This window comes from Pseudomonas sp. C 49-2, from assembly GCF_003970195.1.
Classification (GTDB): Bacteria; Pseudomonadota; Gammaproteobacteria; order Pseudomonadales; family Pseudomonadaceae; genus Aquipseudomonas; species Aquipseudomonas canadensis.
In genome coordinates, this window is the sequence record NZ_RXYG01000002.1 from 320,369 (window position 1) to 340,111 (window position 19,743).

The 19,743-nt window shown below is 60.4% G+C and carries 22 protein-coding genes and 1 pseudogene; 16 read left to right on the forward strand and 7 right to left on the reverse strand.

The annotated features are described in order from the left end of the window. Positions 1-93 precede the first annotated feature (93 nt). The 5 genes from EJ576_RS04960 (at position 94) to EJ576_RS04980 (ending at position 5,831) form a co-directional block, all read left to right on the forward strand. Positions 94-471 (forward strand): gamma-butyrobetaine hydroxylase-like domain-containing protein, encoded by a 378-nt coding sequence (locus EJ576_RS04960; RefSeq protein WP_126569678.1) that lies wholly within the window; start codon positions 94-96, stop codon positions 469-471. Between the two features lie 249 nt (positions 472-720). Beyond that, entirely contained in the window at positions 721-2,400 is a 1,680-nt protein-coding gene (phaC, locus tag EJ576_RS04965; protein ID WP_126569679.1) for a class II poly(R)-hydroxyalkanoic acid synthase, read from the forward strand. A 165-nt stretch (positions 2,401-2,565) separates the two neighbouring features. After that, positions 2,566-3,411 (forward strand): poly(3-hydroxyalkanoate) depolymerase, encoded by an 846-nt coding sequence (phaZ, locus tag EJ576_RS04970; RefSeq protein WP_049710417.1) that lies wholly within the window; start codon positions 2,566-2,568, stop codon positions 3,409-3,411. An 89-nt stretch (positions 3,412-3,500) separates the two neighbouring features. Continuing rightward, positions 3,501-5,183: a class II poly(R)-hydroxyalkanoic acid synthase gene (gene phaC, locus EJ576_RS04975; RefSeq protein ID WP_122730453.1), complete on the forward strand. Its 1,683-nt coding sequence runs from the start codon at positions 3,501-3,503 to the stop codon at positions 5,181-5,183. Between the two features lie 27 nt (positions 5,184-5,210). Continuing rightward, positions 5,211-5,831, forward strand: a complete 621-nt coding sequence (locus EJ576_RS04980) for a TetR/AcrR family transcriptional regulator (protein ID WP_126569680.1) — start codon at positions 5,211-5,213, stop codon at positions 5,829-5,831. A 49-nt stretch (positions 5,832-5,880) separates the two neighbouring features. Here the strand turns inward: EJ576_RS04980 and EJ576_RS04985 are convergent, their stop codons facing one another. The 3 genes from EJ576_RS04985 to EJ576_RS04995 all read right to left on the reverse strand — a co-directional run bounded on the left by EJ576_RS04985 (position 5,881) and on the right by EJ576_RS04995 (position 7,662). Further along, complete coding sequence (locus EJ576_RS04985) at positions 5,881-6,846, reverse strand: phasin family protein (protein ID WP_122730449.1); 966 nt, start codon at positions 6,844-6,846, stop codon at positions 5,881-5,883. Positions 6,847-6,858: 12 nt separating this feature from the next. Further along, positions 6,859-7,281, reverse strand: a complete 423-nt coding sequence (locus EJ576_RS04990; RefSeq protein ID WP_028615406.1) for a phasin family protein — start codon at positions 7,279-7,281, stop codon at positions 6,859-6,861. 105 nt (positions 7,282-7,386) lie between these two features. Further along, positions 7,387-7,662: a polyhydroxyalkanoic acid system family protein gene (locus EJ576_RS04995; RefSeq protein ID WP_122730447.1), complete on the reverse strand. Its 276-nt coding sequence runs from the start codon at positions 7,660-7,662 to the stop codon at positions 7,387-7,389. 144 nt (positions 7,663-7,806) lie between these two features. On the opposite strand from EJ576_RS04995, the gene ubiE reads away from it, so the two are divergent. From ubiE to EJ576_RS30170, 11 genes and pseudogenes are all read left to right on the forward strand, one after another. Then, complete coding sequence (gene ubiE / locus EJ576_RS05000) at positions 7,807-8,577, forward strand: bifunctional demethylmenaquinone methyltransferase/2-methoxy-6-polyprenyl-1,4-benzoquinol methylase UbiE (RefSeq protein ID WP_016972732.1); 771 nt, start codon at positions 7,807-7,809, stop codon at positions 8,575-8,577. Next, entirely contained in the window at positions 8,577-9,200 is a 624-nt protein-coding gene (locus EJ576_RS05005) for an SCP2 domain-containing protein (RefSeq protein WP_028615404.1), read from the forward strand. Before ubiE ends, EJ576_RS05005 begins: the two co-directional genes overlap by 1 nt. Next, positions 9,197-10,801, forward strand: a complete 1,605-nt coding sequence (gene ubiB, locus EJ576_RS05010) for a ubiquinone biosynthesis regulatory protein kinase UbiB (protein ID WP_122730446.1) — start codon at positions 9,197-9,199, stop codon at positions 10,799-10,801. Before EJ576_RS05005 ends, ubiB begins: the two co-directional genes overlap by 4 nt. A gap of 41 nt (positions 10,802-10,842) precedes the next feature. Next, the gene (gene hisI / locus EJ576_RS05015) at positions 10,843-11,235 is read left to right on the forward strand and encodes a phosphoribosyl-AMP cyclohydrolase (protein ID WP_012721796.1); all 393 of its coding nucleotides are present in this window, start codon (positions 10,843-10,845) and stop codon (positions 11,233-11,235) included. Between the two features lie 2 nt (positions 11,236-11,237). Continuing rightward, positions 11,238-11,570 (forward strand): phosphoribosyl-ATP diphosphatase, encoded by a 333-nt coding sequence (locus EJ576_RS05020; protein WP_003187881.1) that lies wholly within the window; start codon positions 11,238-11,240, stop codon positions 11,568-11,570. A 26-nt stretch (positions 11,571-11,596) separates the two neighbouring features. Continuing rightward, positions 11,597-11,875 carry a twin-arginine translocase TatA/TatE family subunit gene (locus EJ576_RS05025; protein ID WP_016979166.1) on the forward strand — a complete coding sequence of 93 codons (279 nt, stop codon included), beginning with the start codon at positions 11,597-11,599 and terminating at the stop codon, positions 11,873-11,875. 10 nt (positions 11,876-11,885) lie between these two features. After that, positions 11,886-12,290, forward strand: a complete 405-nt coding sequence (tatB, locus tag EJ576_RS05030) for a Sec-independent protein translocase protein TatB (protein ID WP_028615402.1) — start codon at positions 11,886-11,888, stop codon at positions 12,288-12,290. Then, on the forward strand, positions 12,287-13,075 hold the full coding sequence (tatC, locus tag EJ576_RS05035) for a twin-arginine translocase subunit TatC (RefSeq protein WP_010213805.1): 789 nt from the start codon (positions 12,287-12,289) through the stop codon (positions 13,073-13,075). Before tatB ends, tatC begins: the two co-directional genes overlap by 4 nt. Further along, the gene (locus tag EJ576_RS05040) at positions 13,072-13,779 is read left to right on the forward strand and encodes a 16S rRNA (uracil(1498)-N(3))-methyltransferase (RefSeq protein WP_028615401.1); all 708 of its coding nucleotides are present in this window, start codon (positions 13,072-13,074) and stop codon (positions 13,777-13,779) included. Before tatC ends, EJ576_RS05040 begins: the two co-directional genes overlap by 4 nt. A gap of 352 nt (positions 13,780-14,131) precedes the next feature. Beyond that, positions 14,132-15,100 (forward strand): annotated as a pseudogene (locus EJ576_RS30165) (methyl-accepting chemotaxis protein); the annotation flags it as partial. A 144-nt stretch (positions 15,101-15,244) separates the two neighbouring features. Continuing rightward, the gene (locus EJ576_RS30170; protein WP_371923933.1) at positions 15,245-15,958 is read left to right on the forward strand and encodes a methyl-accepting chemotaxis protein; all 714 of its coding nucleotides are present in this window, start codon (positions 15,245-15,247) and stop codon (positions 15,956-15,958) included. Positions 15,959-16,130: 172 nt separating this feature from the next. Here the strand turns inward: EJ576_RS30170 and EJ576_RS05050 are convergent, their stop codons facing one another. The 4 genes from EJ576_RS05050 to EJ576_RS05065 all read right to left on the reverse strand — a co-directional run bounded on the left by EJ576_RS05050 (position 16,131) and on the right by EJ576_RS05065 (position 19,686). Beyond that, positions 16,131-16,865 (reverse strand): amino acid ABC transporter ATP-binding protein, encoded by a 735-nt coding sequence (locus tag EJ576_RS05050; RefSeq protein ID WP_122730440.1) that lies wholly within the window; start codon positions 16,863-16,865, stop codon positions 16,131-16,133. Continuing rightward, positions 16,858-17,817, reverse strand: a complete 960-nt coding sequence (locus EJ576_RS05055) for an amino acid ABC transporter permease (RefSeq protein WP_028615398.1) — start codon at positions 17,815-17,817, stop codon at positions 16,858-16,860. The genes EJ576_RS05050 and EJ576_RS05055 overlap by 8 nt, the downstream gene beginning before the upstream one ends. A 51-nt stretch (positions 17,818-17,868) precedes the next feature. Continuing rightward, positions 17,869-18,666 (reverse strand): transporter substrate-binding domain-containing protein, encoded by a 798-nt coding sequence (locus EJ576_RS05060; protein WP_025999974.1) that lies wholly within the window; start codon positions 18,664-18,666, stop codon positions 17,869-17,871. Between the two features lie 219 nt (positions 18,667-18,885). After that, entirely contained in the window at positions 18,886-19,686 is an 801-nt protein-coding gene (locus EJ576_RS05065; RefSeq protein WP_028615397.1) for a transporter substrate-binding domain-containing protein, read from the reverse strand. Positions 19,687-19,743 lie beyond the last annotated feature (57 nt).

Below are 19,743 nucleotides of genomic sequence, written 5' to 3' on the forward strand. Positions count from 1 at the left end.
GTGTATCAGTCAGCACACCTGACACTGACACACCACCATCGGGGGCAAGCCCCCTCCCACATTTTGAAGCCGGTTTCTTCAGGATCATTATCAATGTCCAAATTCCCTACGGCTGTAAACCTGCACAAAACCTCCAACACCCTCGGCCTCACCTACGGGCCCGACGAGGCGTACCAACTCCCCGCCGAACTGCTGCGCACCCACTCGCCTTCCGCCGAGGTCCAGGGGCATGGCAAACCCATCCTGCAATTCGGCAAGCTCAACGTGAAGTTGATCAAGGTAGAACCCGCCGGCCAGTACGCACTGAAATTGACCTTCGACGACGGCCATGACAGCGGACTGTTCACCTGGGACTACCTCTACCAACTGGCCGTGCGTCAGGACGCGTTGTGGGCCGATTATCTGGCTGAACTCAAAGCAGCCGGCAAAACCCGCGACCCGGATCAGTCGGTCGTACGGCTGATGCTCTAGCCCAGGCCTCTTGCTCTTTAGAGGGCATTTTCTAATTTCATCTGCTTGAATGCCCTGTCGCGTGACCAACGACTGGTCCGCTTGCGAAAAAAATTAAACTCGGGTAACCAATGGAATTGGCAAGTTCCCTGCATTTGACGATGCGGTATCAACGGTCACCCGAGTCGCAGTACCAGGCTTGTGTTGTGTATCGAAACTGGGTGCGCAGCGGTCCCCGGTACTCGTCTTTCGGACAATGGAGCGTCGTAGATGAGTAATAAGAACAACGATGACTTGAAACGCCAGGCCTCGGAAAACACCCTGGGGCTCAACCCGATCATCGCGTTACGTAAAAAGGATTTACTCGCCTCGGCGAAGATGGTGCTGACCCAAGCCATCAAACAACCGCTGCACAGCGTCAAGCACGTCGCGCATTTTGGCGTCGAGTTGAAGAACGTGATGTTCGGCAAATCAGCGCTGGCGCCCGAAAGCGACGACCGTCGTTTCCAGGACCCGGCCTGGAGCCAGAACCCGCTCTACAAACGCTATCTGCAAACCTACCTGGCGTGGCGCAAGGAACTGCACGACTGGATCGGCGACAGCAACCTGTCGGAACACGACATCAGCCGCGGCCACTTCGTGATCAACCTGATGACCGAAGCCATGGCCCCCACCAACAGCGCGGCCAACCCGGCGGCGGTCAAACGCTTCTTCGAGACCGGCGGCAAGAGCCTGCTCGATGGCTTGTCCCACCTGGCCAAGGACATGGTGCACAACGGCGGTATGCCGAGCCAGGTCAACATGGGCGCCTTTGAAGTGGGCAAGACCCTGGGCACGACCGAAGGCGCGGTGGTGTTTCGCAACGATGTGCTGGAGCTGATCCAGTACAAGCCTATCACCGAACAGGTGCACGAACGCCCGCTGCTGGTGGTGCCGCCGCAGATCAACAAATTCTATGTATTCGACCTGAGCCCGGAGAAGAGCCTGGCGCGCTTCTGCCTGCGCAATAACCAGCAAACTTTTATCGTCAGCTGGCGCAACCCGACCAAGGCTCAGCGCGAGTGGGGCCTGTCGACCTATATCGAGGCGCTCAAGGAAGCGGTGGATGTGGTCACGGCAATTACCGGCAGCAAAGATGTGAATATGCTCGGCGCCTGTTCTGGCGGCATCACCTGCACCGCACTGCTCGGCCACTACGCGGCGCTGGGGGAGAAGAAGGTCAACGCCCTGACCCTGCTGGTGAGCGTGCTCGACACGACGCTGGACACCCAAGTAGCGCTGTTCGTCGACGAACAGACCCTGGAAGCGGCCAAGCGCCATTCCTACCAGGCCGGCGTGCTGGAAGGCCGCGACATGGCCAAGGTGTTCGCCTGGATGCGCCCCAATGACCTGATCTGGAACTACTGGGTCAATAACTACCTGCTGGGTAACGAACCGCCGGTGTTCGACATCCTGTTCTGGAACAACGACACCACACGTTTGCCGGCGGCCTTCCACGGCGATCTGATCGAGCTGTTCAAGAACAACCCGTTGGTGCGAGCCAACGCCCTGGAAGTGTGCGGCACGCCCATCGACCTCAAGCAGGTCACCGCCGATATCTACTCACTGGCCGGCACCAATGACCACATCACACCGTGGCAGTCGTGCTACAAGTCGGCGCAGTTGTTTGGTGGCAAGGTGGAGTTCGTGTTGTCCAGCAGCGGACATATCCAAAGCATCCTCAATCCGCCGGGCAACCCCAAGGCGCGTTACCAGACCAGCGACAGCCTGACGGCGAAACCGCTGGACTGGCAGGAGAATGCCACCAAGCACACCGATTCGTGGTGGCTGCATTGGCAGGCCTGGCAAGCGGAACGGGCGGGTAAGTTGAAGAAGGCGCCGACAAGTTTGGGCAATAAGACCTACGCAGCAGCGGAAGCTGCGCCGGGCACTTATGTACATGAACGTTAAGCAGATGTTTGGTTGAAATGCAGTCACTGTGGGAGCTGGCTTGCCTGCGATAGCGGCGGGTCAGTTGTTGATGGGCTGGCGGAAAGAATGCCATCGCAGGCAAGCCAGCTCCCACATGGATCGCATCGCCCATAAGACTTACGCACCACCTGACAGGGCTTTCCCATGCCGCAACCGTTCATCTTCCGCACCATCGACCTGGATGGCCAGGCCATCCGCACGGCGGTGCGCCCGGGCAAGCCTCACTTGACGCCGTTGCTGATCTTCAATGGCATCGGCGCCAACCTTGAGTTGGTGTTTCCGTTCGTCCAGGCGCTGGACCCGGACCTGGAAGTGATCGCGTTCGATGTGCCCGGAGTCGGCGGTTCATCCACGCCCAATCGGCCATACCGCTTTCCCGGTCTGGCCAAGCTCACTGCACGCATGCTCGATTACCTGGACTATGGCCAAGTGAACGCGGTGGGCGTGTCCTGGGGCGGCGCGCTGGCGCAGCAGTTTGCCTACGACTACCCGGAACGCTGCAAGAAGCTGATCCTGGCGGCCACGGCGGCAGGTGCGGTGATGGTGCCGGGCAAACCGAAAGTGTTGTGGCTGATGGCAAGTCCGCGCCGTTACATTCAACCGTCCCATGTGGTGCGCATTGCACCGATGATCTACGGGGGGTCGTTCCGCCGCGACTCAAAACTGGCTGCCGAACACGCGAGCAAAGTGCGTTCGGCTGGCAAGCTCGGTTATTACTGGCAGCTATTCGCCGGGCTAGGCTGGACCAGCATCCACTGGCTGCACAAGATCCGCCAACCCACCCTGGTGCTGGCGGGGGACGACGACCCACTGATCCCGCTGATCAACATGCGCATGCTGGCCTGGCGCATTCCCAACGCACAGTTGCACATCATCGATGACGGCCACCTGTTCCTGATCACCCGGGCGGAGGCCGTGGCACCGATCATCATGAAGTTTCTAGAAGAGGAGCGCATGCGCGCGGTGATCCATCCGCGACCGGCCGTGTAAGGACCACACCGCCGCGCAACTTGCCAGGAACCGGCTATGGTTCTGAATTGGCGTGCCTGTTTGATGGCTTGACGAAGGAGTGTTGGCTCATGCGAGAAAGACCCGTGACAAACCCGGCGCCAACCCCTGCCGCGTTCATCAATGCGCAAAATGCGATCACCGGCCTGCGCGGCCGAGACCTGCTGTCGACCCTGCGCAGCGTGGCCGCCCATGGCTTGCGCAACCCGGTGCATACCGTTCGGCATGCCTGGGCGTTGAGCGGTCAACTGGGTCGCGTGCTGCTCGGTGAAACCGTGCACGAACCCAACCCCAACGACGGCCGCTTCACCGACCCCACCTGGAAGCTCAACCCACTGTACCGACGCAGCCTGCAAGCCTATCTGAGCTGGCAGAAGCAGACCCGTCACTGGATCGATGACAGCAACCTGAGCGCCGATGACCGCGCCCGTGCGCATTTTGCTTTCTCGTTGATCAACGATGCGGTCTCCCCTTCCAACACCCTGCTCAACCCGCTGGCGATCAAGGAGCTGCTCAACTCCGGCGGCAACAGCGTGGTGCGCGGTGTGACCAACCTGTTCGAAGACCTGCTGCACAACAATGGCCTGCCGCGCCAGGTGAGCAAGCACGCCTTCGAAGTCGGCAAGACGGTCGCCACCACCCCCGGCTCCGTGGTGTTTCGCAATGAGCTGCTGGAGCTGATCCAGTACAAGCCCATGAGCGAAAAGCAATACGCCAAGCCGCTGCTGATCGTGCCGCCGCAAATCAACAAGTACTACATTTTCGACTTGAGCCCCGCTAATAGCTTTGTGCAGTACGCCCTGAAAAACGGCCTGCAGACCTTCATGGTCAGTTGGCGCAACCCGGATGTGCGGCATCGCGAATGGGGCTTGTCCACCTACGTCGCTGCGTTGGAGGAAGCACTCAACGTGTGCCGCGCGATCACCGGTGCCCGCGAGGTCAACCTGATGGGCGCCTGCGCAGGCGGCCTGACCATCGCCGCGCTGCAAGGCCACCTGCAAGCCAAGCGCCAGCTGCGCCGCATCTCCAGTGCCAGTTACCTGGTGAGCCTGCTGGACAGCCAGATCGACAGCCCCGCCACCCTGTTCGCCGACGAGCAGACCCTGGAAGCCGCCAAGCGCCGGTCCTATCAACAAGGCGTGCTGGACGGTCGCGACATGGCCAAGGTGTTCGCGTGGATGCGGCCCAATGACCTGATCTGGAACTACTGGATCAACAACTACCTGCTGGGCAAGGAACCGCCGGCCTTCGACATCCTGTACTGGAACAACGACAACACGCGACTGCCGGCAGCGCTGCATGGCGACCTGCTGGACTTCTTCAAACACAACCCGCTGAGCCATCCCGGTGGCCTGGAAGTGTGCGGCACGCCGATCGATTTGCAGAAGGTCACGGTAGACAGCTTCAGCGTGGCGGGCATCAACGACCACATCACGCCGTGGGATGCGGTGTATCGCTCCACCCAATTGCTGGGCGGCGAGCGGCGCTTCGTGCTGTCCAACAGCGGGCATATCCAGAGCATCCTCAACCCGCCGGACAACCCCAAGGCCAACTACGTCGAAAACCCCAAGCTGAGCAGCGACCCGCGCGCCTGGTACTACGACGCCAATCACGTCGACGGCAGTTGGTGGCCGCTGTGGCTGGCGTGGATCCAGCAGCGCTCGGGCGTGCAAAGGGAAACCCTCACTGCCCTGGGCAACCAGAACTACCCACCGATGGAAGCGGCACCCGGCACCTACGTGCGCGCGCGCTGAGCTCAACGATCACATTAAGAAGACTGGATGAAGACCCGCGACCGTATCCTTGAATGTGCCCTGCAGTTGTTCAACCAGAAGGGCGAGCCGAACGTGTCGACCATGGAGGTGGCCAATGAAATGGGGATCAGCCCCGGCAACCTCTACTACCACTTTCATGGCAAGGAGCCGCTGGTGCTCGGGTTGTTCGAGCGTTTCCAGAATGAGCTGGCGCCCCTGCTCGACCCACCAGCGGACGCGCAACTGGAAGCCGAGGATTACTGGCTGTTCCTGCACCTGATCGTCGAGCGCATGGCGCATTACCGGTTCTTGTTCCAGGACTTGTCGAACCTGGCGGGACGTTTGCCGAAGCTGGCCAAGGGCATTCGCAACTTGCTGACGGCGCTCAAGCGGACACTGGCGTCTTTGCTGGCGCGACTGAAGGCGGCGGGTCAGTTGGCCAGCAGCACCCAGGCCCTGGGGCAACTCGTGGAGCACATCACCATGACGCTGCTGTTTTCGTTGGATTACCAGCGAATTCTTGATCGTGAAGGCGAGGTGCAGGTGGTGGTCTACCAGATCATGATGCTGGTGGCGCCGCATTTGCTGCCGCCGGCGCGGCAGGCGACTGAGCGGTTTGCGCTCAAGTACGTTGATCACACCCCATAAAAAATGCCCGACCTTTGCAGGCCGGGCATTTTTTGTATCCTGAGAAAAATCAGGACTGACTGGATGACGTCGGGGTTGCCGGCGTTGCAGTCGGGGTCACAGCAGGGGTCGGTGCGGACACCGAATTGGCTGTGGAAGCGGTTGGCGCAGTAGCAGGCTTGGCGGCAGCAGCAGGCTTGGGTGCTGCTGGTTTTTTTGCTACAGCAGGCTTCTTCGCGGCGGCGGGTTTTGCCGCTGACTTGGCTGCAGCAGGTTTGGCTGCTGGTTTCGCGGCGGCAGGTTTGGCAGCGGGTTTTGCTGCAGCGGTTTTGGCGGCAGGCTTGGCGGCTGGTTTGGCAGCGGCCTTGGCTGCAGGTTTTGCGGCTGGCTTAGCGGCAGGCTTGGCAGCAGCTTTAGCAGCCACTGGTTTAGCAGCCGGTTTGGCGGCCGGTTTGGCTGCTGCGGTTTTGGCCGCTGGCTTGGCGGCTGGTTTAGCAGCAGCCTTGGCAGCGGGTTTTGCAGCCGGCTTGGCGGCAGCTTTCACCAGAGGCTTGGCCGCAGGTTTCGCAGCCGGTTTGGCCGCTGCGGTTTTAGCCGCTGGCTTGGCCGCCGGTTTTGCAGCAGCCGCTTTCGCGGGTGCCACTTTAGCGCCGGTGAGTTTTTCGATTTGCTTGGTCAAGGTATCGACCTTGCTGTGCAGCGTCTTCAACTCTGCCTTACTCGGCACACCCAGTCGCGAAATGGCACTGTTGAGGCGTTTGTCGAAAGTTTCTTCCAACTTGCCCCACGTGTCAGAAATGCTCGACTTGGCGGAGCCGGCAGTTGCCTTGGCGGCTTCAACTTTTTTACCAACCGTGGTTTTGGTCAACTTCTCGGCTTTCTCGCCGTCCTTGACCAAAGTCTCGAAGTATTTGCCGCCGTCACTGCTAACCTTCGAGTACACGCCTAAACCAGCAAGCCAGATCTTACGGGAATATTTTTCAACTTCCCCGACCCACGAGCTGCCTTCTTTCTGAGTAGTCTTTTTAACAGCCATCCCGATGTCTCCTTAGTGTTTACGCGCGACACGTTCTAGCAATGTCGTCAGCTCTTCGAGCTTAGCAGAGAGTGTCTCAACGTCATGTTTAGACGCAATGCCGATTCGATTCAAGGCACTGGCAACACGAGTGTCAAAAGCTTTTTCAACTTTATCAAGCTGAACTTCTACCAGACCTTTGACGGCGGAGACATTACTCTTTACTTGGTCAATCTGACTGTTGGCGGCTTCAAGTTGTTCAACTGCAACTTTTTTACCTTTACTTTCAACATGTTGACCGGTCTTAACCAGCTCTTTGAAGTACTCGCCGCCCTCGCTTCCGACCTTGGCATAAGCACCAAGTCCTGCCAGCCAGATCTTACGAGCGTAGGATTTAACCTCACTCAGGGTCGTGGTCTGGGCGTCGATTTTTTTCTTCAGGATAACTTTGGCCATGGTGCACCTCACGCAGAATAGGGTGGAGGAACGGCCCACAGGAGTTGAGGGCTTGGGCACAAAGTAGGCTGTAAAATTAGAATCGGCACCCTAAGAACAGACGGATCACACCAAGGCTTTATCCAGGGCTTTTTCGATTTCGGACTTGATGGTGCCACTCATGGCCGACATCAACAGGCCCAGTTCCACATCGATGCGCAACGAATTTTCAGTGACTAATACCGCGCCCTTAACCCCCGAACGCTTGAGGTTCAAGGTATCGCCGGACCATGACGGCTCCAGGCCATATTGCTCTTTGAGTTTGAGCGCCAACTTGTCGGCCTTTGCCCGCGCGCCTTCTTTACCCAGGGAATGTGCGCGCTCAACGGTTATACGGGCCATTGCAATGACTCCTCTTTATAGGGACGTGAATACCTTCGATGCGGCAAAAGGTCTCGGTGACCACCCATCTTACCTGCAGCCTTGCCAAGACAAAGCAGGCCTTGGGGATTATCATGTCCCGCATTCTCTTTTGGTGACAGCGATATGACTGATCAGCGCAAAGGCAGCGATGCCGAACCCACCACTCACTTCGGCTTCAAGAACGTCCCGGAAAGCCAGAAAGCGGAAAAAGTCGCTGAGGTGTTCCACTCCGTAGCGGCCAAGTACGACCTGATGAACGACGTGCTGTCGGGCGGCATGCACCGCCTGTGGAAGCGCTTCACCATCGAGTTGTCGGGTGTTCGCCCTGGCAACCGTGTGCTGGACATCGCCGGCGGCACAGGTGACCTGGCGGCCAAGTTTTCCAAGCTGGTTGGCCCGACTGGCCAAGTAGTATTGGCCGACATCAACAGTTCGATGCTCAAGGTCGGTCGCGATCGCCTGCTGGATAAAGGCGTGGCCGGCAATATCGAGTTCGTCCAGGCCGACGCCGAAAAGCTGCCGTTCCCGGACAACCACTTCGACTGCGTGACCATCGCCTTCGGCTTGCGCAACGTCACCCACAAGGAAGACGCGATCCGCTCGATGCTGCGCGTGCTCAAGCCGGGTGGTCGCCTGTTGGTGCTGGAGTTCTCCAAGCCGACCAACGCGGTGATGTCCAAGGTCTACGACACGTACTCGTTTGCCTTCATGCCACTGGTAGGCAAACTGGTGCTCAACGACCCGGACAGCTATCGCTACCTGGCCGAATCGATCCGCATGCACCCCGACCAGGAAACCCTGAAGTCGATGATGGTAGAAGCCGGTTTCGACCGCGTGACCTACCACAACATGACCTCGGGTATCGTCGCCCTGCACCGCGGCATCAAGCCCTGATGCTGCTCGCCAGCCTTCTCGCCAGCGTTGAACACGGTCTCAACCGTGTGCTGCGCCTGGACAGCACCGCCCTGGCGCGGCTTGCGCACCTCAACGGCAAGGTGATTGCCGTCGACTGCCGCAGCCCTGCCTTGCAGCTGTTTATCCTGCCCAGCGATGAAGGCCTGATGCTCGCGGCCCAATGGGCCGCCGACGCCGATTGCACCCTGCGTGCGCCGGCGTCGAGCTTGTTGCACCTGGCCCTGAGCCGCAACAAGACCGCCATCCTGCACAGCGCCGAAGTGGAGCTGGAAGGCGACAGCTCGGTGCTGATGGACCTGGCTGCCGTGCTGCAGGACCTGGAACTGGACTGGGAATACGAGCTGTCACGCTGGATCGGCCCCGTCGCCACCCAGTTGATCAGCGGGCACCTGCGCAGCCGTTCGCGCTGGTACCAGCAGGGGTTTGCCAGCCTCAACCAGAACCTCGCCGAATACCTGAGCGAAGAATCGCGCACCCTGGTCGGAGAACGGGAAGCGCAAGCGCGCTTCCGTGAACTCGACAAGGCCAAAATCGACCTGGAACGCCTAGAGGCCCGCTTCGAGCGCCTGAGCCGTTCCCTTGATCCAAGCGATAACGCATGAAGCTGCTCGCCGTCCGCCGTTTGTTTCGTATCCAGCGCGTCGTAATCCGCTACCAACTCGATGACCTGCTGTTCGCCCTGCCCCTGCCGTGGTTCCTGCTCGCGGTGCGCTATGTGCTGCCGTGGCGCTGGTTGCCGCGCAAGAAACTGGAGCTGAGCCGTGGCGCGCGCCTGCGCCTGGCGTTGCAGGACCTGGGGCCAATCTTCATCAAGTTCGGGCAGATCCTCTCGACCCGCCGCGACTTGTTGCCTGAAGACATCGCCGACGAGCTGATGCTGCTGCAGGACCGCGTGCCGCCGTTCGACTCCCAACAGTCGATGGCGCTGATCGAAGAACAATTGGGCAAGAAAATCAGCGAAGTCTTCAGCCGCTTCGACGTTGAGCCCCTGGCGTCGGCCTCTGTGGCCCAGGTCCACGCGGCACAACTCAAGACCGGCGAAGAAGTGGTGGTGAAGGTGATTCGCCCGGGTCTCAAGCCGATCATCGGCCAGGACCTGGCATGGCTGTTCATCCTCGCCCGTGCCGCCGAGCGTTTCTCGGCCGATGCGCGGCTGCTGCACCCGGTGGACGTGGTCGCCGACTACGAAAAGACCATCTACGACGAACTCGACCTGCTGCGCGAAGCCGCCAACGCCAGCCAGCTCAAGCGCAACTTTGAAGGCTCGCCGCTGCTGTACGTACCCCAAGTTTACTGGGACTGGTGCCGCCCCAAAGTGCTGGTGATGGAGCGCATCTACGGCGTGCAGGTCACCGACCTCGCGACCCTGGCCGACCAGCGCACCGACATGAAGATGCTCGCCGAGCGAGGCGTGGAGATCTTCTTCACCCAGGTGTTCCGCGACAGTTTCTTCCACGCCGACATGCACCCCGGCAACATCTTTGTCAGCACCGTGAACCCGTGGAGCCCGCAGTACATTGCGATCGACTGCGGCATCGTCGGCAGCCTGACCCCGGAAGACCAGGACTACCTGGCCCGCAACCTGTTCGCCTTCTTCAAGCGCGACTATCGCCGTGTGGCGCAGTTGCACATTGATTCAGGCTGGGTGCCGGCGGAAACCAAGCTCAACGAATTCGAAGCGGCGATCCGTACCGTGTGCGAGCCGATCTTTGAAAAACCGTTAAAAGATATTTCCTTCGGCCAGGTGCTGATGCGCCTGTTTCAGACCGCGCGACGCTTCAACATGGAAGTGCAGCCACAGCTGGTATTGCTGCAAAAAACCCTGTTGAACATCGAAGGACTGGGCCGCCAGCTGTACCCGGACCTGGACCTGTGGAACACCGCCCAGCCGTTCCTCGAACGCTGGATGCGCGAACGCATGAGCCCGAAAACCGTGCTGGGCAACCTGCATAGCCAGATGGAACAACTGCCGCACCTGGCCAACATGACCCGCGACCTGCTGGAGCGCATGTCCCAGCCCCACGCCAAGGACCCGGCGCCGCCCTGGAAGCAGCGCAAGGACGACTGGTTTCTGCGCCTGCTGGGTGCTGCGCACCTGGTCGGCGGGGTGATGCTGGCCATCGGTGGCCCGCTGAACCAACTGGGCCACTGGCCGGCTGGCATCATGGTCGCGGTGGGTGTTTATCTGATCGTGCGTCGATAGCCAATCCGGTTATACACTGTCGCAAATTGCCGGAGCCGAACATGAAAGACTGGCTGGACGAGATCAAATGGGACAGTGACGGCCTGGTGCCGGCCATTGCCCAGGACTACAAGACCGGGCGCGTGCTGATGATGGCCTGGATGAACCGCGAGGCCCTGAGCCTCACCGCCACTGAGCAGCGCGCCATCTATTGGTCACGCTCGCGTGGCAAACTGTGGCGCAAGGGCGAAGAGTCCGGGCACGTGCAGACCCTGCACGAGATGCGCATCGACTGCGACGCCGACGTGGTGATCCTCAAGGTCGAGCAGATCGGCGACATCGCCTGCCACACCGGCCGTCACAGCTGCTTCTATCGCGTGTTCGAGAACGGCGAATGGAAAGTTGTGGAGCCGGTGCTCAAAGACCCGCACGCCATCTACTCGGCAGGACACTAGACATGAGCGATACCCTGAACCGCGTGGCCCAGGTGCTGGAAGACCGCAAAGGCGCGGATGCCGACAGTTCCTACGTCGCCAGCCTGTACCACAAGGGTTTGAACAAGATCCTGGAGAAACTCGGCGAAGAATCCGTCGAGACCATCATTGCGGCCAAGGACGCGCAAATCAGCGGTGATTACAGCGATGTAATCTACGAGACCGCTGACTTGTGGTTCCATAGCCTGGTCATGCTCGCCCAACTGGGGCAGCATCCGCAGGCTGTGCTGGATGAACTGGACCGACGCTTCGGCTTGTCCGGGCATGCCGAGAAAGCCTCGCGCCCGTCGGCCTGAATAACCAAGACTAGAGGATTTGCAGCATGGGCATTTTTGACTGGAAACACTGGATCGTCATTCTGGTGGTGGTGGTACTGGTGTTCGGCACCAAGAAACTCAAGAACCTGGGCACCGACGTGGGCGAATCGATCAAGGGCTTCCGTAAAGCCATGAACGACGACGAGAAACCGGCCGACCCGGCTGTAAATCCGGTGCCTCCGGCGCAGCCTGTGCACCCGCAGGCCACCCAGCCGATCACCGAGCGCCGTACGTTCGACGTTCAGGCTGAGAAAGTCGAAGAGCCGACCCGCAAAGACTCGTGAGCACTGACTAATGTTTGGTATCAGCTTCTCTGAACTGCTGCTCGTCGGCCTCGTAGCCTTGCTGGTACTGGGGCCGGAACGCCTGCCCGGTGCAGCACGTACGGCCGGCCTGTGGATCGGGCGCCTGAAACGCAGTTTCAACGCCATCAAACAGGAAGTTGAACGGGAAATCGGCGCCGACGAGATCCGCCGGCAACTGCACAACGAGCACATCCTTTCGTTGGAACAGGAAGCCCGCAAGATTCTGTCACCGGTGCAGGAGCCCGCCAAACCGGCAGAGCCTGTGGCCCAAAACAGCATCGCGCCTGTTGCCGAAGCCGCCCCCGTGGCACCGATCGCGCCCACCGAGCCTGCGCCGACGCCCACCGCGTCGCCCGCGCCCCATGACCCTACATTGCCGCCGCGAGCCCCATGAGCGCTGATAAACCGGAAAACGACCAGCATATGCCGCTGGTCTCGCACCTCACCGAGCTGCGAACCCGCCTGCTGCGTTGCGTAGCGGCCATCTTCATCATCTTTGCCGGGTTGTTCGCCTTTACCCAGCAGATCTACACCTTCGTCTCCACGCCGCTGCGCCAGTACCTGCCGGCCGGTGCGACAATGATCGCCACCGATGTGTCATCGCCGTTCCTCACGCCGCTGAAGCTGACCATGATGGTGTCGTTGTTCCTGGCGATCCCGGTGATCCTGCACCAGATCTGGGGCTTTATCGCGCCGGGCCTGTACAAGCATGAGAAGCGCATCGCCGTGCCGCTGCTGGTGTCGAGCATCCTGCTGTTCTACACCGGCATGGCATTCGCCTACTTCCTGGTGTTCCCGCTGATCTTCAAATTCTTCGCCGCCGCCACCCCGGCCGGCGTGGAAATGATGACCGACATCACCAGCTACCTCGACTTTGTGATGACGCTGTTCTTCGCCTTCGGCGTGGCCTTCGAAATCCCGGTAGCCGTGGTGCTGCTGGTATGGATCGGCGTGGTCAACGTGGCGTACCTGAAGAAGATCCGCCCGTACGTGATCATCGGCTGCTTCGTGGTCGGCATGATCCTTACGCCACCGGACATCTTCTCCCAGACCCTGCTGGCCGTGCCGATGTGGATGCTGTTCGAAATCGGCATCCTGTTCAGCGGTTTGATCAGCAAGCGCGGCGAACACCCGGATGACCAGCCCGACGACGACCAGCCGCCAGCGACCCAGCCGTGAACCTGCTGCTCCTTGAAGAGGCCGACTTCATCGCGGCCGACCGTGTGGTGCTGCGTGATCGACGCCTGGTGCACATGCAGGAAGTCCACCGCGCCGCCGTCGGCGACAGCCTGCGTGTTGGCCGCATCGGTGGGCTGATGGGCAATGCGCAACTGCTGCGCCTGGAAGCCACCGAAGCCGAGCTGCAAGTCAGCTTCGACCAGCCGCCACCGGCCAAGCTGCCACTGACCCTGCTGCTGGCCCTGCCACGCCCGAAGATGCTGCGTCGAGTGTTGCAGACCGTAGCCGCCATGGGCGTGCCCAAGGTGGTGCTGCTCAACAGCTACCGCGTCGAAAAGAGCTTCTGGCAAACCCCGTTCCTGGAACCCGAAGCGATTCGCGAGCAATTGATCCTCGGCCTGGAACAGGCGCGGGACACGGTGTTGCCCGAGATCATTATCGAAAAACGCTTCAAACCCTTCGTCGAAGACCGCCTGCCGGCACTGGTTGAAGGCACCCTGGGCCTGGTCGGTCATCCTGGCGACTATCCAGACTGCCCCCGCGGCCTCGACGAGCCAGTGACCCTGGCGATTGGTCCCGAGGGCGGCTGGATTCCCTACGAAGTGGACCTGCTGGCCAAGGCCGGCTTGCAGCCGGTACAACTCGGCGCCCGCATCCTGCGCGTCGAAACCGCCGTCACCGCCCTGCTCGCCCGCTTGTTCTAACCCCGCTTACTCCGGATGGATGGGCTTTTTGTGGTGAGCGGGCTTGCCCCGCGCTGGGTGGCGGGGCCGCCCTAAACCCAGGCATCGCGGTCTTGCTGATACACTGCGGCGTCCTTGTTGGGGCCGCTGCGCAGCCCAGCGCGGGGCAAGCCCGCTCACCACAAAAAGCCTCTCCGACATTCGACCTTGTTGCTACAGAACTCACCTACGCTGCCGATAAGCTCTTAATAAGTCCAAGCCTTGTTCCAGGGGAGTTCGCAGCATGTATCGTTGGTTAGCCGAAAAGCTGGGGAATGTCAGCGTCAAAACCAAACTCGGCGTGGGCTTCGGCCTGGTATTGCTGCTCACGTTGATGATCACCTTCACCGGCTGGACCGGCCTAGGCGACGTGATCAGTCGCGGTGACAAACTGGGCTATATCTCCAGCCTCAACGGCCTGACCAAGGACTTGCGCCTGGCGCGCCTGGACTTCGAAATGCGGCGCGGCGAACAAGGCACCGACGCGGTCAATAGCCTGATCGCCAAGCTGGACAGTGGCCTCAAAACCGCCGCCGACCTGATCGAGCAACCCGGCGACAAGGCCCTTGTGGAACAGCAACAAGACGCCTTGAACCAATACAAAAAGGCCTTTGCCGCCATGGTCCAGGCCGGGCTCAAACGCGAAGGTGCGCGCAGCAAACTGGGCGACACCGCCGACAACGCCGTGGCGAAGGTCAGCGAGGTCGAGAAAAGCCTGCTGCAAGGTGACAGCGTCACGCAGTTCAACAGCGTGGTCGACCTGAGCAAACTGATTCAGCAAGCGCGCTTCCAAGTGCGCGGCTATACCTACAGCGCCAAAGTCGAGGCTGAACAACCGGCCCTCGACGCCATTGATAACGCGGTGAAGAAGATCACCGAGCTGGAAGGCCAACTGCCCGCGCAGTACCAGGCCAATCTGCAGGAGGCCAGCACCTCGTTGCAAGCCTACCGCGCGGCCGTCAGCCAGTACCGTGACTCCCAGACCGCTGCCGCCGAGGCGCTGAAAATCATGAGCGCCCAGGGCGACATCCTGCTAGCTCACAGCGAAAAACTCACCACCTCGCAAACGGTGGTGCGCGATACCGACGCCGCGCAGGCCAAACAACTCTTGCTGCTGGCGACCGTGCTGGCGCTGATCTTCGGCTTGGTGGCCGCCTGGGCGATCACGCGCCAGATCGTCATCCCGCTGAACCAGACCCTCAAGGTGGCCGAGCGCGTCGCCTCCGGCGACCTGAGCCACAACCTGACCTCCACACGCCAGGACGAACTGGGCCAACTGCAACGGGCCATGCAAAGCATGACCGTCGGCCTGCGCGAGCTGATAGGCGGTATCAGCGACGGCGTCACTCAGATCGCCAGCGCTGCCGAGCAATTGTCGGCCGTGACCGAACAGACCAGCGCCGGGGTCAATAGCCAGAAGGTCGAGACCGACCAGGTCGCCACCGCCATGAACGAAATGGCCGCCACTGTGCAGGAAGTCGCGCGCAACGCCGAGGAAGCCTCTGAAGCCGCCGTAGCGGCTGACCAACAGGCCCGAGAAGGCGACAAGGTCGTCGGCGAAGCCATCGCCCAGATCGAACGCCTGGCCACCGAGGTGGGTAACTCCACGGTCGCCATGGGCGACCTGAAGCGCGAAAGCGACAAGATCGGCAGCGTGCTCGATGTGATCAAGTCCGTAGCCCAGCAAACCAACCTGCTGGCCCTCAACGCCGCGATTGAAGCTGCGCGCGCCGGGGAAGCCGGGCGTGGCTTCGCCGTGGTGGCGGACGAGGTGCGTAGCCTGGCCCAACGCACGCAGAAGTCCACCGAAGAGATCGAAGAGCTGATCGTCGGCCTGCAAAGCGGCACCCAGCAAGTAGCGACCATCATGGACAACAGCCGCGGCCTGACCGACAGCAGCGTCGAACTGACCCGTCGTGCCGGCAGCGCCCTGGCGAACATCACCCGCACGGTCTCGACCATCCAGGCGATGAACTCGCAGATCGCCACCGCCGCCGAGCAGCAAAGCGCGGTGGCTGAAGAGATCAACCGCAGCGTGTTGAACGTGCGTGATGTGTCGGAGCAGACCTCGTCAGCCAGTGAAGAAACCGCCGCGTCCAGTGCAGAACTGGCCCGCCTGGGGATTTATCTGCAAACGCTGGTGGGCCGCTTCCGGATCTGAGCCACACTTTATGAAACGTCCTACGTAGTGATCAGCCCAGCATTGTGCCGAATCGAATTAGCGTTTCATTAGTTGCGAAACGCTTCTTCAGATTCGGAGGTCACCATGTTTTCTCGGCTGACCCGCTTGCTGGTCAATGCCAGCGTCCGCCTCAAGCCCGCACAGGAACAGACTATAAGACCTGACGCAGGAAGGCCTGGGCCCGTGGGTCCTTCGGCGCATCGAAGAACGCGGCCGGGGCAGCGTCTTCCAACAGTTTGCCATGGTCGAAGAACAGCACCCGGTCAGCCACTTCACGGGCAAAGCCCATTTCGTGGGTGACGCAGACCATGGTCATGCCTTCCAGGGCCAGGGTCTTCATCACGTCCAGCACTTCGCCGACCATTTCCGGGTCCAGCGCCGAGGTCGGCTCGTCGAACAGCATGACCTTGGGGTCCATCGCCAGAGCCCGGGCAATCGCGACGCGCTGCTGCTGCCCACCGGACAAGCGTGATGGAAACTCGTTGGCCTTCTGCGCAATTCCGACCTTTTCCAGCAACGCCAGGGCCTTGGCCTCGCGTTCCTTCTTGCTGCGCTTGCGCACGACTTTTTGCGCCAGGCACAGGTTTTCCAGCACCGTCATGTGGGGGAACAGGTTGAAATGCTGGAACACCATACCGACTTCGCGGCGATAGGCGTTCACGTCGGTTTTTGGATCAGCCAGTTGCAGGCCGTCGATGCTCACCGAACCCGAGTCGAATTCTTCCAGGCCATTGAGGCAGCGCAGGAAGGTGGACTTGCCGGAGCCGGACGGGCCAATCACCACCAGCACTTCGCCTTTGGCCACCTGAGTGCTCACGTTGTCGACCGCACGGACCACATGGCCACGGGTATCGAAGACTTTTACCAGATCGCGGACTTCAATCACTTTGCGCGAGCCTCCGCTCAAGCCGGCTGGCCATTTTCGACAGCGGCAGGTTGATCAGCAGGTACAGGCCTGCGACACAGAACAGAATTTCAAACGGCGAGAACGAGGTGGTGATCACTTCGCGGCCGCTTTTGAGCAGTTCGGTAATCGCAATCACCGAGACCAGCGAAGTGTCTTTTACCAGGCTGATAAATTGCCCGGCCAATGGCGGCAACACGCGCTTGAAGGCTTGCGGCAGTACCACATGGCGCATCGACTGGCTCGCGCTCAGGCCCAAGGACCGCGCAGCTTCATTCTGGCCGCGGGTGATGGACTGCACACCAGCGCGCACGATTTCCGCTACATAGGCGCCGGTGAACAGCGACAGCGCGGCGATCCCGGCAAATTCCCGGGACAGGTTGAGCACCGTGCCGATAAAGAAATAGAAAATGAAGATCTGCACCAATAGCGGCGTACCGCGCACCAGCTCGACGTAGATCGTCGACAGATCTCGCAAGGTCGGGTTGCTGGACAACCGGCACAAGCCAGTCGCCAAACCGATCGCCAGGCCCAGGATGCCCGACACCACCGACAGCCACAACGTGGTCCACAACCCCCACATCAGCGGGCCCAGCGCCCAATGGCGGGTCACGCCCACCACGTCGCCTTCGGCCACATCGTCGCCACGCGCCACTTGCAGGCTGTTGTCGGCAACGGTCAGCTTCTGCTCGGCGCCTGCGTCGTTGCGCAGGGTCACTTCGGCGACATCGCCTTTGCGTACCAACTCGACAACGGTGGAGATATCAGCGGCGCGCTGGGACGTTTCAGCCTGGTAGGCGAAGTACTGCGGCACGCGGTTCCAGCGCCACTCGTAGGACATCAACGAGGTGGCGTAGTACAAGGCGCCAGCCAGACCGACCAGCACGACCACCGTCAGCAGGTGCCAGGGCCATTGGGCTTTTTTCTGTTTCATTACTCAACATCCAAAAAAGTCTAAGGCAAGCCCGCTCACTACAAACCAGCCTTATTCCATGTCCTTGAGCCACTCGGAGCTCTTGAACCACTTGTCATGGATGCGATCGTAGGTGCCGTCGTTACGGATCTGGTGCAGGAAGTTGTTGATGAAGTTGATGCTGTCGTAGTCGCCTTTTTTCAGGCCGAACGCCAGGGGTTCGAAGGTGAAGGGTTCTTCGAGGTATACCAGCTTGCCGTTACCGACTTTCTTCTCGGCAACCACGTTGTACGGCGCGTCATACACAAAGGCATCGGCCTTGCCGTTGACCACGTCCAGCACGCCTTCCTGCTCGTTGTCGTAGCCGTGGTACTTGGCCTTGGAGATCAGCTTCTTGGCGACCATCTCACCGGTGGTGCCGAGCTTGGAGGTCAGGCGGTACTTCTCGTCGTTCAGGTCTTTGTAGGACTTGATTGTGCCTTCCAGTTCCTTGCGGATCAGCAGGGTCTGGCCGACCACGATGAAGGGTTCGCTGAAGTTCAGGCGCAGGTTGCGTTCCTGGGTCAGGGTCATGCCGCTGCCGATCATGTCGAACTTGTTGGTCAGCAGCGCCGGGATGATGCCGTCGTAGCCGGTGGAGATCGGTTCGAACTTGACGCCCATGGACTTGGCCATGGCCTTGAGGATGTCCACTTCGAAACCGATGATTTCGCCGCGCTTGTTGGTCATCTGGAACGGCATGTAGGTCGGGTCCATGCCGACTTTCAGCGTACCGCGCTTGACCGCATCATCGATGGCGCCGGCCTGGGCCGCATTGACCGCGACCAGCGCGGTGACGCCTAGCAGCAGCATCGAAAGATACTTTTTCATCATCAAGTCCCCTGAACGATTCTTATAAGGTCGGCGCGCAAACGGGCTGCACCATTTCGGGGTGCGATCCTAACCCACTCGTCTGCTGTCACAAAGGTTTCACGGCTATTTGTTATCGGCGTATGTCGGAAAAGCCCCACAACAGGACAGCAAAGGGCAGGCGTAGACACGTGCAGGGGCGATCGAAGCAACGGTTTGATGTGTAAGCAGTTATGACTTTCAGTCGATCTCTGCCAGCCAGGCGGTGTCTTTAAACCACTTATCGTGAAGATGATCGTAGGTGCCGTCCTGGGCAATCTGGTTGAGGAAATGGTTGATCCAATTGAGGCTGTCGAAATCACCCTTTTTCAAGCCAAACGCCAGGGGTTCAAACGTGAAAGGTTGCTCAAGCGCCAGTAGGGTTCCGTTCTCCGCGCGACTCAGGGCGATCAGGTTGTAGGGCGCGTCATGAATAAAGGCATCGGCCTTGCCTTGTACCACCTGGCGTACCCCTTCCTCCGGTGTTGAGAAACTGCTGAGTCGGGCCGCCCCTAGAAACCGTCGCGCGGCCGCCTCGCCGGTAGTGCCTTCGGTAGCGGCGATCCGGTAGCTGGCGTCATCCAGGTCTTCCACACTGCTGACCTTGCCCGCCAGGCGTGGGTGCAACAACGCGGACTGGCCGACCACAATGAACGAGTCGCTGAAGTTCAGCTTGAGGTTGCGCTCTTGAGTGATGGTCATACCGCTGCCGATCAGGTCGAACTTCTTCGCCTGCAACCCCGCTACCAGTTCGGTGTAAGGCACCGCGACCAGCTCAAGCTCCACACCCAGCGCTTGGCTCATGACGTTGAGCAGGTCGATTTCAAAGCCGACGATGCGGCCCTGTTTGTCGGTCATTTCGAAGGGCACGTAGGTGGGCGTAGTGCCGACCTTCAGTACGCCGCGTCGAACGGCGTCGTCAATCGCGCCGGCCTGTGCCAACCCCGTGTGAATCAATGCAGCAGCGCTTAGCAGCAGTGCCAAACAATAGCCTTTGCTCATAAATACCCCTGTGGCAAGTCCAAATCCGGGGCGATGCTAACTCAGTCACAGGCACGG